A 13,640-nucleotide genomic window follows, 5' to 3' on the forward strand; every position below is an offset into this window, starting at 1 on the left:
GTTATGACAAGAGCGCAGCAACACGCCTCCGTACTGCTTAAAAAAGTCTACCAAATTGTTAATCAGAAACTTGATTCAAAGGCTGCGCCATTAGCCGAGGAGTTTCTCTCTCGGCTGTTTTCTGGCATGGGCAGCGACGATCTCGCCAATCGCAGCGACAGCGATTTATATGGGGTAGGGGTGGGCTTGTGGAACGCCCTCAATCTCACTCAAACCTGCGACCGTCATATCAATGTTTATAACCCTGAACTAAGCCGCCATGGCTGGCAATCTACTCATACTATTATCGAGATTGTGGTTCCAGATTCGCCGTTTTTGGTGGATTCTATGCGGATGGCGTTAGGGCGTAGTGGCATAAATACCCATCTGCTAATGCATCAGCCAATGCGTTTAGATAGAGATGCGAACAATCAAATCACCGCAGTGCATGATGTGCAGCATGCTGAGTTGGGCAATCAAACCGTATTTATGATTGAGATTGATCGCCAAAGTGACGAAAAAGCGCTGCGTCGTTTAAGCAAAGAATTGAATACCGTATTAGACGAAGTCAATGTAGTGGTAAATGACTGGGCTTTGATGTTAGAAAAGCTGAAAACGGTTAGTAATGAATTGGCTAAGAGTAAAGGTTTAGCGGGTGAAGAGTCGTTGAGCCAAAGTACCGCCTTTTTGGCCTGGATGGCAGATAATAATTTCACTTTGATGGGCTATCGTCACTATAGTTTGAAAAAGATCAAAGGTGATTTACAACTGATTCCGGACGAAAGCGGCAGCTTAGGTTTGTACAGAGAATATGTCACCAGCCAAGTGGTGACCCTATCAAGTTACACAAGTGCCGGACGAGATCTCGCCACTAATCAAACGCCCTTGGTGCTTAATAAAAGCAATCACAAGTCACGAGTACATCGTCCCGCCTATATCGACCATGTTGGCGTGAAGATTTTTGATAGTAAAGGCACAGTAATTGGTGAACATCGCTTTATCGGTTTATATGCTTCATCCATTTATAACCGCAGTGCCTTAGAGATCCCATTAATTAATCAAAAGCTCGCCAGAATTATGGTGAACTCCGATTTGCCGGCTGGCTCCCACGCTTATAAGTCTTTGCTGAATATCATGGAGACTTATCCGCGCGATGAGTTAATTCAAGCCACCGAAGATGAGTTGCTCGATATTGGCTTGGGTGTTGAACAAATTCAAGAACGCGATTTAGTGAAGCTGTTTGTACGCAAAGACATCTACGGTCGTTTCTATTCTTGTTTGGTGTACACCACCAAAGAGCGTTACAACACGGCTTTACGTATTCATAGCCAACAGATTCTAAAGCAACATTTTAAATCTAAAGAAGATGTGGAGTTTTCTACCTATTTCACCGAAGGGTCAATGGCACGAACTCATTACCTTGTGAGAGTAGATAATAATCAGGAGTTCGACTTGAGCGAGTTACAAACCAACCTCATTGAAGCGGCTAGAACTTGGGAAGATAGGTTAGTTGACTCACTGATTTCTAATTTTGGCGAAGAACGCGCGATTCAGTTAAGCAACAAATACCAAACAGCCTTTCCACGTTCTTATAAAGAAAACGTGCTACCAGGCTCTGCAGTGGCAGACATTATTCAGTTTGAAGACTTAGGTGATGAAAACCAACTCGGTATGTTGTTTTATCGCCCACAAGAGGAAAAGCTCAATACCAACCATGTACGCTTAAAGCTATTTCACTTAAATGAGCCTTTGCACTTATCCGACATTCTCCCGATGTTAGAGAATATGGGGCTTCGCGTTATTGGTGAAACACCTTATCGGCTAACCACTAGCGACGACAAAGTGTATTGGGTACTAGACTTCGCGATGTTGTTTGTTGGTGCACAAGACTTAGATATTGAACAAAATCGAGATAACTTCCAGCATGCCTTAGCCGAGATTTGGTCTGGCCAACTTGAAGATGATGGCTTTAACCGTTTGGTATTGGCTGCACAAGCCTCGGGGAGAGATGTGGCGTTATTGCGCGCTTACGCTAAATATATGCGCCAAATAGGCAGTAATTTTAGTCAAAGTTATATTGAAGAAACCTTTGCTAATTACCCTGATATCTCAATGCTACTCATGGAGTTGTTCCGTCGCCGTTTTAATCCGAGTTTAAAACGTTCAGATAAAACGGAAGAGAAAATAGAAGCCAAGCTAATTAGCTTGTTAGATGGCGTAGAGAACCTTGATGACGACCGAATCATTCGTCGTTATTTGGAAATGATTAAAGCGACGTTACGAACCAACTTTTATCAGCTTAACCAAGAAAAAGGCATTAAAGATTATATCTCATTTAAGATGAATCCAAGCTTGATCTCCGACATGCCACAGCCTGTCCCAATGTTTGAAATCTTTGTCTATTCTCCTCGAGTAGAAGGGGTGCACTTACGCGGCGGTAAAGTAGCCCGTGGCGGATTACGTTGGTCTGATCGCCGAGAAGACTTCAGAACTGAAGTGTTGGGTTTAGTTAAAGCACAACAAGTAAAAAATACGGTGATTGTTCCGGTTGGCGCAAAAGGTGGCTTTGTTTGTAAACGCCTACCAAGTGCCAGTGATAGAGACGCGTGGCTAACGGAAGGTAAGGAGTGCTATCGCATCTTTATTCGTGGTTTGCTAGACATTACCGACAACAATGTAAAAGGTGAAATAGTCCCACCTAAGCAAGTGGTACGCCGAGATGAAGACGACCCTTATTTGGTAGTAGCCGCCGATAAAGGCACGGCAACCTTTTCAGATATTGCTAACCAATTAAGCCATGAGTATCAATTTTGGATGGGAGACGCATTTGCCTCTGGTGGTAGCAATGGCTACGACCACAAAGGCATGGGCATCACTGCTCGTGGTGCTTGGGAATCGGTAAAACGTCACTTTCGAGAAATTGGTGTTGATTGCCAAACCACAGACTTTAGCTGTGTTGCTGTAGGCGATATGGCTGGAGATGTATTTGGTAATGGTATGTTGTTATCTAAACATACCTGTTTAGTGGCTGCATTTAACCATATGCACATTATTATTGATCCAACGCCTGATGCTGCGAGTTCGTTTATAGAGCGTAAGCGTTTATTTGAGTTACCTCGTTCGTCTTGGCAAGACTACAACACCAGCCTAATTAGCGAAGGCGGTGGCATTTTCTTGCGTAGTGCTAAATCAATTAAGTTGAGCCCACAAATTCAAAAATTGCTAGCAACCAAAGAAACTAATGTAACGCCTAACGCCTTAATTAAACTTATTTTGTGTTCACCCGTCGATCTGTTCTGGAATGGCGGTATTGGAACTTATATTAAATCTACCAGCGAATCAGACTCCGATGTGGGAGATCGCGCCAACGACAGCCTGCGGATTAATGGTAATCAGTTAGGCGCTAAAATTGTTGGTGAAGGCGGAAACCTTGGAATTACCCAGCTTGGTAGAATTGAGATTGCAGCCAATGGCGGCCGTATAAACACCGATTTTACTGACAACGTAGGTGGCGTAGATTGCTCTGATAACGAAGTAAATATCAAAATTCTGCTAAATGGTTTAGTTACAAACGGAGATCTTACCGAGAAACAACGTAACAAGTTGTTAGTGGATATGACCGAAAACGTTTCAGAAATAGTGCTCGAAAATGCCTATCGCCAAGGGCAGTCGATTAGCATTACTGAGCAATTAGGTGCCAGCACGGTTAAAGAAATCATTCGCTTTATGCACGCCCTAGAGCGGGATGGTTTACTCAACAGAAGCCTGGAGTTTTTACCTACAGACGAAGAATTAATAGAGCGCCAATCCAATGGTTTAGGGTTAACCCGTCCGGAATTATCTGTGTTGGTGGCTTACGGGAAAATGGTACTCAAAGAGTGGTTCAATGTTGAAGAAGTCACTGAAGATCCATATTTGAGCCAAACCCTAGTTAAATCTTTTCCAGTATTGCTACAAGAGCGCTATGTAGAGCAAATGTATAGCCATCCTTTACGTCACGAAATTGTGGCGACTCGATTGGCAAACAAAGTGGTAGACGACGTTGGTTTTAACTTTGTAACGCGCTTAGTCGAAGAAACCGGTGCTCATCCAGCAGAAATTTGTACTTGTTATGTGATTGCCTGCCAAGTATTTGGTGTGTGGGAGTTGTTTGACAAGATTGAGAGCCTCGACAATAAAGTGAACGCACAGTTGCAGCTTAAGATGATGGATAACATGCGTCGAATTATTCGTCGCGCTACACGTCGTTTCTTAACGCTACGCGATCGTTCGTTAAGTATTGCCCAACAAATAGATCGTTACCGACCTAGTTACTTACAGTTACAGCAAAGCTTAATGGAAGTTCTTGCTCCTGAAGAAGTAAAACTAGTAAACGCCGAATCGAAAGAGTTGCAAGACCAACATGTACCTGCGGATATCGCTTGTGCAATGGCTAAAATGAATTCGATTTATTCGGTACTAGATCTTACTGAAGTAGCAGAGCAGGCTGAGCAAGATATTGTAGCGGTAGCCAGGCTTTACTTTAACTTGGGGGCAAACATTGGTTTGCACTGGTTCTTAGCGCAAATTAATCTGCAAAGCGTTGATAATCATTGGCAGGCATTAGCAAGATCCTCGTTTAGGGAAGATCTGGATTGGCAACAACGTCAACTTACCGTGAGTGCACTTAAGTGGGCTGCTAAAATGGAAAGTAGCGACGCGCTAGATGATTGGTTAGCTGCTCATGAAGGCCTGTTAGACCGTTGGAACCACATGTTAGCGGACTTTAAGACCGGTAATACCCATGAGTTTGCTAAATTTTCAGTTTTATTGAGGGAATTGAACCTTTTAAATTTAAACTGCTCCGTAAATTAGTATAAAATACTGCCCCCGAAGCCCTGCATCTTCGGGGGTCTTATACTAGGAGTTTAAATGTATTACCCACTTGCTCGAAAACTAATTTTCCAACTTGATCCAGAACGCGCTCATGATCTTACTATCGAGATGTTTAAACGCACTGGTGGAACACTGTTAGATCGTGTTTATCGCCAACATGTACCTTCTAACCCGGTAGAGCTAATGGGGCTTACATTCCCTAACCCGGTGGGTTTAGCCGCTGGTTTAGATAAAAACGGTGAGTGTATTCAAGCGTTTGACGCAATGGGCTTTGGTTTTGTTGAAGTAGGTACGGTTACACCACGTGCGCAGTCGGGTAATGACAAACCACGTATCTTTAGGGTATTAGAAGCCGATGGTTTAATTAATCGTATGGGCTTTAATAATTTAGGGATCGATAACTTAATAAATAATGTAGAACAAAGTCAGTTCAAAGGGATCCTTGGGATCAATATTGGCAAAAACTTTGATACTCCTGTTGAGAAAGGAAAAGATGATTATTTAATAGGCATGAATAAAGCGTTTCCACATGCTTCATACATTGCTGTTAATATATCTAGTCCAAATACTCCTGGTTTACGATCTTTACAATATGGTGAAGCATTAGAAGATCTATTAAAGGATCTGACTGAGCGTAAAGATCAATTAACTCAGCAATATAATAAACACGTTCCTTTATTGATCAAAATTGCACCAGATTTATCTGAAGATGAAATAGAACAGATAAGTGACTCTTTACTCAAATATAAACTTGATGGCGTTATCGCCACCAATACTACCCTTGAGCGCTCTATGATTGAGGGTATGCCACACGCCGCTGAAACTGGTGGCTTGAGTGGTCGTCCTTTGCAATTAAAGTCTACCGAAGTGATTCGAAAATTAGATCATTATTTGAAATCTGAGATCCCAATTATCGGGGTAGGTGGAATAGATTCAGCCATGGCTGCAAAAGAAAAAATGGATGCAGGCGCTAAATTAGTTCAGGTTTATAGTGGATTTATTTACAAAGGCCCGGAATTAATTAAACAAATATCGAATGCTGTATAAAAAATAGTAAATATATTTGTTTTTGTTGGGCTCACGTAGTACATTTGTTTATTAAGTGAGCTCAACACGGATAGTTCTGTTTTTAAATAATGTTAATTCAACCTAATAAACAATGGCACTGGGTATTTGATTCTAATAAGGGAGTAATGACTCTTGAGTTAGGGCCGAATATGTTGTTTGTGTCTAAGTTGTGTAAAAAGCGTTGTGTTCAACATGCCCAAGAAGACAGCCCATTTACCGCCGAGCACACTCAGCTTTATTATCAATTTCTAGAGCAATTAGAATCCTTTAATTGGTCAGATCCCATCAAAGTTCAAATTTGCCTGAATGCTGTTGCCTCAGCGCAATTTCTAAAACCTTTAATGCCGCAAAGTTGGTTTTTCAAAAGTATCGCGACTTCTTCGCAAAATCTGCTGGAACTGGGTAGCTTGGCTGTTTTACAAACCGAGCATTCGCAAACACGTTGTGTAGTGGTTGAGGTTAGCGAGCAAACGTATACGTTAATGACGATAGAAGCGGGCATGGTGTTAGACGAACGTAAAACACTGAATCAGTTTGAGGCCATTAAGGTGATGCAAGATCGCGTAGCGTCTTTGTCACAACTACTACAAGACCAAAATGGCTTTGCTCAAACGGGCTAACTAGTTGTAAAGCAAATCGAGTAATTGCTGCTGCATTTGCTCGCTAATCATTGGCTGTGCCTGTTGATTAGGGTGAATCCCATCGTTTTGCATCAAATGTGTTTGAGTCGCTATGTCTTCAATAAAAAAGGGCAGGTAGCTAACTTGCTGCTGTTCAGCAATTTTTGGGTAAAGTCCTTCAAAGGCTTGGCGGTATCGCTTTCCATAGTTAGGGGGAATACGGATCTGCATTAATGCCACCTGCACATCGTGTTGCTTTGCCAAGTCGATTATTGCGTTTAAGTTGTTTTCAATATTACTGGTTGGGTGACCTTGTAAACCGTCGTTCCCACCTAATTCAATCAGTAACCAATCAATGCTATGTTGTTCCAGTAGGCTAGGAAGGCGTCGTAACCCGCCAGCTGTGGTTTCACCACTAATACTGGCGTTGATAAGATCTACTGGCTGATTATTCGCGTTATAGTATTGTTGACTGAGCGCAACCCAACCTTGGTCGATTGTCATGCCATAACCTGCGCTTAAACTGTCGCCTAATATCAAAATAGATTTTGAATTAGCGAAAGCTGTCGTATTCAATGTAAAAAAGAGTAAAACAAATAGTGCGAACAGCGAAAAACTTTTACTTTTGTGTCTAACCATCATTCTTGAGCACCTACTTTTATGCCAACAACCGAATCAACTTCAGCGCCTAACATAATCATAAACGCCAGCGGACTCAATCATCATGTTGCAACTCATGCCGGAAACCTGAGTTTATTGAACGATATAAACCTGCAAATAAAGCAAGGTGAGTCTTTGGCCATAGTAGGCGCATCTGGTTCGGGGAAAACCACCTTGTTAAGTATTCTGGCAGGCTTAGATAGCGCTAGCCAAGGCAGTGTTAACTTGTGTGGGCAAAACTTGGAATCTTTGGATGAAGAGCAAAGAGCCAGTTTAAGACGTGAAAACGTAGGCTTTATTTTCCAACAGTTTTTATTGGTCCCTGCTTTATCGGCGCTTGAGAACGTAATGTTACCTGCTGAGCTTAAAGGGGTGGCTAACGCTAGGCAATTGGCAGAACAGTGGTTAGAAAAAGTAGGCTTGGCAGAAAGACACGACCATTATCCCAATCAACTCTCTGGTGGTGAGCAGCAAAGGGTAGCAATTGCTCGCGCATTTATCAGCCAACCAAAAGTGTTGTTTGCCGATGAACCATCGGCAAATCTCGATAACAGTAATGGTCAAATTATTGAAGATTTATTGTTTGAACTAAATCAGCAGTCAGGCACAACGCTTGTACTAGTGACTCACGAGCTTAAGCTAGCAGAACGTTGTGCAAGGCAAATTACTTTGCAAGCCGGCAGAATTATCAAGCAATAAGGAACAATCCATGAAAAGTTTGATATGGCGTTTGTTTCGAGCTGAATTACGCCGAGGCGAGTTAACCATTGTTGCCGCAGCCATTGTATTGGCTGTGAGTTCGGTATGGCTGTTTACCAGTATTACCGACCGCATGGAACAGGCTATTTTTAATAAAAGTGGCGACTTTATTGCTGCTGATAGAGTGGTACGTAGTGCTCATCCGGTAGATTTACCCTTAGCTGAACAAGCGGATGACCTTGAGCTAGATTACGCTGAGCAACTGCTTTTTCCATCAATGGTTTATGGTAACGAAAACCTAGTGCTTGCCAGCGTAAAAGCGGTGTCAGAGCAGTATCCCTTAAAAGGTAGCTTACGGATTAGCTCTGATGTGGCTAGCAGTGATGCCGCACAAAAACAGGGCATTGCGGTTGGAGAGGCTTGGCTGGCTGAACGGCTATTTTATCAACTTAAGGTTGATGTAGGTGATGCCATAGAAATAGGTGAGGCAGAGTTTATTATTAGCGGGCGAATCGTTAATGAACCTGATGCGCCGTTTAGTGTGTTTATGACAGCACCGCGAGTCATTATTAATATTAATGATGTAGCCAAAACGGAAGTAGTACAACCTGGTAGCCGTTTAGCATATCGCTATATGTTTGCTGGAGAAAAGACCAATTTAGCTGAATTTGAAAACTGGGTGAAACCACTGTTAGCCGACAATCAACGTTTAGTTAATGTAAGCAGCGGTGATTCGCCCTTAGCTGGCGCCTTGCAGAAGGCGCAGCAATTTTTATTATTGGCTGGCCTTATTGGCATTTTATTGGCCAGTGCAGCTATTGCTGTTGCTAGCCGTTTATATTGCCAGCGACATTACGACACGGTCGCAATGTTTAAAGTATTAGGCGCTAGCAAGCCGCAAATTAGGGCCATTTATTTAGGGCATTTGTTTGCGGTTATCGTGGCCTCTATTGTGATTGGTGTTGGGGTAGCGTTTATCGTTCAATGGCCAGTGGCAAATTACGTAGAAAGCTTGCTGAATATAACACTTCCTAGTGCCGGTGCTGCGCCTTACTTAATGGCGATAGGCAGCGGACTTATCTGTGGGGTCGCCTTTACTCTTCCTACACTTATTCAACTCTTCGATATCGCACCTATGCGAGTGATTCGTCGCGACAGCGATGACGGAGTGGTAAACCCACTGTGGGTTGGGATTTGGATGCTGTTAAGTGTATTTGTATTGCTGCTGCTTTACAGCGGTTCGCTAATGTTGAGCTTAATACTGCTAGGTGTTGGTATCGCAGCAGTGGCTTTGTTGCTGGTAATTAGCCAGTTACTGTTGTGGTTTGGTAAAAAACGCGCCGCTAGCCTGCGTAATTTGAGCCTTAAAATTGCAGTTTCATCATTGTACAAACGTGCCAAACAAAATCGAGTGCAACTGATTGGCTTTACGGTGGCGATTAAATTGGCCTTAGTAGTATGGGTTATCCAACAAGATTTGATTAGTGAGTGGCAACAACAATTGCCTGAGGGGGCGCCCAATCACTTTATGTACAATATTAGTGAGCCTCAGAAACCGTTAATCAACGCGCGCTTTGAAAATGAGAATGTAGAACTTACTGAAATGTTCCCTATGCTACGTGGCCGATTAGTCTCTATTAACGACGAAGCGGTGAGCCAACAGCGCGAGGGTGAATACTCGGAAAAAAATTCATCACGTAGGCGTGGTGCTGGGCGAGAGCTTAACTTGAGTAGCGTGGCTAACTTGCCTTACCGCAACGCGCTATTAGAAGGAGAATGGCTAAACGCGAGTAGTGTAAATGAGGCCTCGGTAGAACAAGATTTTGCTCAGCGCCTCAATATTACTGTTGGCGATAAACTTGGCTTTATGGTGGGTGCGAGCGAGATAGTGGTAAATGTGACCAGTATCCGCAGCGTTGATTGGAATACGATGCAACCCAACTTTTATGTGCTGCTTAGCCAAGACATTTTAAAAGATTTTCCCACTGGTTATTTAACCTCCTTTAACTTACCTGAAAACAAAAGTGCCTGGATGGCTGAAACAATGGCCAGTTTTCCTACCTTGGTTCTTATTAATGTAAAAGCGCTGATTGCTCAGTTGTCGCAAGTTGTTGATCAAGTGGCATTGGCACTGCGTTTGGTACTAGTGGTGGTGTTGTTAGCGAGTAGCTTAGTGCTGTATGCGCAGGTGCAAAGCTCACTAGAAGAACGCAGGCAACAGACTGTGATACTGCGTACCTTGGGGGCCAGCGCTAAGTTACTACGCAATGCTGTTATTTATGAATTTGTTATTCTAGGCTTCTTAGCGGGTTTTATTGCCGCGAGCGCAGCACAGACTATCTTACTACTATTGCAAGTGATGGTATTTGATATTGGTGCGTCGATTAACTGGGGATTATGGTTATTAGGCCCAGTGATTGGCACCTTGTTAGTCTCGGTGATGGGAGCAGGGGCTACCTTACGTTTACTAAAACAGAATTCAGCACAATTAGTGAGAAATTTGAACTAATTAACGACTGACAAATATGTAGTGGAAAGACATTTCATTCTCTGGTTGTTTGATTATATACTTATAAAAAAATGTAATAAGAAACCCACTAACGGACAGTTAGTTGGTGTTTCGCGCCAGAGAATTTAACTACATGAAATTGCAGCAGTTACGTTATATCGTAGAAGTCGTTAACAATAACCTTAATGTGTCGGCGACTGCGGAAAGCTTGTATACCTCCCAGCCGGGCATCAGTAAGCAGATACGCTTATTAGAAGATGAGCTTGGTGTTCAAATTTTTAAACGTAGCGGCAAACATCTCAGCCAAGTGACTCCTGCGGGTAAGGAAATTATCCGCATTAGTAATGAGATCATGGCTAAGGTGGAGAGCATTAAGGCAGTAGCTAACCAGCATACTCACCCTGATCAAGGCTCCTTGAATATATCAACCACTCATACTCAAGCACGTTATGCATTGCCTGAAGTGATTCAAGGCTTTATTCATCGTTACCCTAATGTGTCCTTGAATATGCATCAAGGAACGCCGAATCAAATTAACGAAGCGGTTGCTAAGGGAAGTGCTGACTTTGCTATTGCGACTGAAGCACTGCATATTTTCTCTGATTTAGTGATGTTGCCTTGTTATCACTGGAATCGCAGTATCCTGGTGCCTAAAGAACACGAGTTAGCTAAAAAGCACCTTAACGGAGAAGTTGTTACCGTTAACGATTTGGCTAAACACTCGATTGTTACTTACATCTTCGGCTTTACTGGTCGCTCTGATCTCGATGATGCCTTTGGCCGAGCCGGTAAAGTACCTAAAATTGTATTTACTGCTACCGATGCAGACGTAATAAAAACTTATGTGCGTATGGGGATTGGTGTGGGTGTACTAGCTAGTATGGCCATTGATAAGCAGCATGACCAAGATTTAGTGGCGATTGACGCGAGCCATTTATTTAGAGCCAGCACCACTAAAATTTGTTTCAGAAAAGGCACGTTCTTGCGTACTTACATGTACGACTTTATTGAACGATTTGCTCCACACTTAACCAGAGATATTGTAGATAAAGCTGTGCAAGCTAAGTCGCTAGATGAAGTAGAGGCGTTGTTTACCAATATTGATTTACCTGTGATGTAAATCTACCGCTTAAAATAAAAAAGCAGCCTAATGGCTGCTTTTTTATTGGCTTGTCTATACTACGAAAGTAGTCAATAAAATCTAGTTTAGGCATCGTTGCCTAGGCATTAATTTTCGTGATGACAAATCGCTAATTAGAGCCCGCCCCGTAGACTTCTTTAACGTTTGTCTTTAAGCTTCTTAGACAGTGGTTAATGTTTTGTTACAGGGCTGTACGAACATTGGGGATAGAGCTACTTCACTCAACGCAGGGAAAGCGTATTTACGCAACATCATCATGACAATTAACTCTTTACGCAGCTTAAGTCAGCAGGTGCTGACCGTTTTTGTTCTACTATTCTGCGGGTTAGTTGCAACTAAAACATATGCTGAGTCTTTATCGGCCTTGCATGTAAATGGCTTAGAAGATGGCAGCCGTTTAGGACAGCATTTTCATGTGTGGCATGATGAAAGTGGTAGCGCTGATTTAGCCGATGCCATTGCCGCTTTTCGTTTACATAAATTCTCCCCGCTAAAAAGCAAAGGTTCTACGGGTTTACAGGCCGGTGCGTTTTGGAGCGTTTTCTACCTACATAATGATAGTGATAAACCTATTACACTCAACCTAGAGTATGTAGACCATCAGCTGATTTACTTAAGTGCTTATCAGCGTAATACAAGTGCACCTAGCTTTCTTGAGATAGCAGATCTCGCCCTTAGCAATCCTTTTTCAGAGCGCTTAGTTAGTCACCAACGTTTTGTTGTGCCGGTAGAGCTAGGAGCAGGAGAGACTTATCAATTCTATTTTCGATTTGGCTCAGACGAGAAGGGCTTTGTATTCCCAGATCTAAGGCTCTGGCAGCCAGACAAAATGCACTATGTGCAAAGCATTGAACTGGGAAGTATCGCCTTTTTAGTCGGTGGATTAGCACTGATGGCAATTATTTCTTTAGTTACTGGTGTAGCCACAAACGACAAAACTTATTATGCCTATTTCGTTTATGCTGGGACTAAGTTAGCCACTTGGCCAACCATTCTTGGCTTTAGTCATATGTTCTTTGTGCGAGAAGATTTTCACTGGAGTTACATGTCTCTCACGGGAGCTATGTCTATTATGACAGGGGTTATCTTTGCTCGAATTTTTCTCCAGACTAAAGTTAATACGCCGCGGTTAGACTACGTTCTCAAGTTTATGATTTTAAATGCAGGCTTATTGGCATTAGCCGCGTTAACCAGAGAAACCGTGTTCTCGGTAGTGCTTATTACTATCGCCTTACTGCTTTACCCTGTGTTAGCTATTGCCAGTCTTATTCGTTGGTATCAAGGGTCTAAAGAGTCCGCTGTATACACCTTAGGCTGGACAGTGTTGATTATTGGTCTATTTAGCCAAGCCTTGCGTGACCTAGGCTTAGTTGAACATACTTTTGTTACTTATTATTGGCCCGTTGTGGCGTCTTACAGTGAAATGATGGTGATCATGGTTGCCATGGGGATCCACTTGTTCAGATTACGACGCTTAAAAGAACAAGCGGAGTTACGTTACCGCAGCCAATTAGAGCGCGCTAAGCAAGAATTAGAAATATTGGTGTCTGAGCGCACCCACGCTTTAGAAGTGGCTAAATCCGAAGCCGAGAAAGAAGCGCGTACCGATCCGCTTACAGGAATCAATAACCGACGCAGCTTTATGGCGAAATCAGAAGCCATGTTCGACAGCTGCCGAAATCGCTCGCATCCTATGTCTATGTTGATGTTCGATATCGATCATTTTAAAAAGATTAATGATAATCATGGTCATGCTGTTGGTGACCAAGCGCTTAAGCTGTTTGCGACCACTATTGAAAGTGAAATTCGAGACGGTGACGTGTTAGGCCGCTTGGGCGGGGAAGAGTTTGGACTTGCCTTGTATTCTGATAAAGATACGGCTATTCACACAGCTGAACGTTTACGTAGCGCAGTAGAAAGGATTTACCTAAACACCGGGGTCGTACAGGTACGATTTACTACCAGTATTGGTGTTGCTTTGATGGAAGCTGAAGAAAGCATAGAGCAATTGATGAGTCACGCTGACCAAGCTCTGTATAAAGCAAAAGAAAGTGGCCGAAACAAAGCTGTAGTATCGGCCGCCTAAAGC

The 13,640-nt window shown here is 42.8% G+C and carries 8 protein-coding genes; 7 read left to right on the plus strand and 1 reads right to left on the minus strand.

Annotation, left to right across the window (positions count from 1 at the left end; translation table 11 throughout):
* Positions 1-3 precede the first annotated feature (3 nt).
* From Q4592_RS00980 to Q4592_RS00990, 3 genes are all read left to right on the plus strand, one after another.
* Entirely contained in the window at positions 4-4,833 is a 4,830-nt protein-coding gene (locus tag Q4592_RS00980) for an NAD-glutamate dehydrogenase (RefSeq protein ID WP_303508636.1), read from the plus strand.
* 57 nt (positions 4,834-4,890) lie between these two features.
* Entirely contained in the window at positions 4,891-5,901 is a 1,011-nt protein-coding gene (pyrD, locus tag Q4592_RS00985; protein WP_303508639.1) for a quinone-dependent dihydroorotate dehydrogenase, read from the plus strand.
* A gap of 89 nt (positions 5,902-5,990) precedes the next feature.
* The gene (locus Q4592_RS00990) at positions 5,991-6,542 is read left to right on the plus strand and encodes a cell division protein ZapC domain-containing protein (RefSeq protein WP_137672939.1); all 552 of its coding nucleotides are present in this window, start codon (positions 5,991-5,993) and stop codon (positions 6,540-6,542) included.
* Here the strand turns inward: Q4592_RS00990 and Q4592_RS00995 are convergent, their stop codons facing one another.
* Positions 6,543-7,184 carry an arylesterase gene (locus tag Q4592_RS00995; protein WP_368509289.1) on the minus strand — a complete coding sequence of 214 codons (642 nt, stop codon included), beginning with the start codon at positions 7,182-7,184 and terminating at the stop codon, positions 6,543-6,545.
* Positions 7,185-7,202: 18 nt separating this feature from the next.
* Between Q4592_RS00995 and Q4592_RS01000 the strand changes: the two genes are divergently transcribed.
* The 4 genes from Q4592_RS01000 (at position 7,203) to Q4592_RS01015 (ending at position 13,637) form a co-directional block, all read left to right on the plus strand.
* Positions 7,203-7,901 (plus strand): ABC transporter ATP-binding protein, encoded by a 699-nt coding sequence (locus Q4592_RS01000; protein ID WP_303508644.1) that lies wholly within the window; start codon positions 7,203-7,205, stop codon positions 7,899-7,901.
* A 10-nt stretch (positions 7,902-7,911) separates the two neighbouring features.
* Positions 7,912-10,410 carry an ABC transporter permease gene (locus tag Q4592_RS01005; RefSeq protein WP_303508647.1) on the plus strand — a complete coding sequence of 833 codons (2,499 nt, stop codon included), beginning with the start codon at positions 7,912-7,914 and terminating at the stop codon, positions 10,408-10,410.
* Between the two features lie 133 nt (positions 10,411-10,543).
* Positions 10,544-11,530 (plus strand): HTH-type transcriptional regulator CysB, encoded by a 987-nt coding sequence (cysB, locus tag Q4592_RS01010; RefSeq protein ID WP_137672936.1) that lies wholly within the window; start codon positions 10,544-10,546, stop codon positions 11,528-11,530.
* 277 nt (positions 11,531-11,807) lie between these two features.
* The gene (locus Q4592_RS01015) at positions 11,808-13,637 is read left to right on the plus strand and encodes a diguanylate cyclase (RefSeq protein ID WP_303508648.1); all 1,830 of its coding nucleotides are present in this window, start codon (positions 11,808-11,810) and stop codon (positions 13,635-13,637) included.
* Positions 13,638-13,640: the final 3 nt, after the last annotated feature.

The organism is Agarivorans sp. 1_MG-2023, assembly GCF_030548385.1.
Lineage (GTDB): Bacteria > Pseudomonadota > Gammaproteobacteria > Enterobacterales > Celerinatantimonadaceae > Agarivorans.

Coding starts and splice junctions, on each gene's coding strand:
- Q4592_RS01000 (WP_303508644.1), top strand. CDS start 7,203: ATGCCAACAACCGAATCAACTTCAGCGCCTAACATAATCATAAACGCC.
- Q4592_RS01005 (WP_303508647.1), top strand. CDS start 7,912: ATGAAAAGTTTGATATGGCGTTTGTTTCGAGCTGAATTACGCCGAGGC.
- pyrD (WP_303508639.1), top strand. CDS start 4,891: ATGTATTACCCACTTGCTCGAAAACTAATTTTCCAACTTGATCCAGAA.
- Q4592_RS00995 (WP_368509289.1), bottom strand. CDS start 7,184: ATGATGGTTAGACACAAAAGTAAAAGTTTTTCGCTGTTCGCACTATTT.
- Q4592_RS00990 (WP_137672939.1), top strand. CDS start 5,991: ATGTTAATTCAACCTAATAAACAATGGCACTGGGTATTTGATTCTAAT.
- Q4592_RS00980 (WP_303508636.1), top strand. CDS start 4: ATGACAAGAGCGCAGCAACACGCCTCCGTACTGCTTAAAAAAGTCTAC.
- cysB (WP_137672936.1), top strand. CDS start 10,544: ATGAAATTGCAGCAGTTACGTTATATCGTAGAAGTCGTTAACAATAAC.
- Q4592_RS01015 (WP_303508648.1), top strand. CDS start 11,808: ATGACAATTAACTCTTTACGCAGCTTAAGTCAGCAGGTGCTGACCGTT.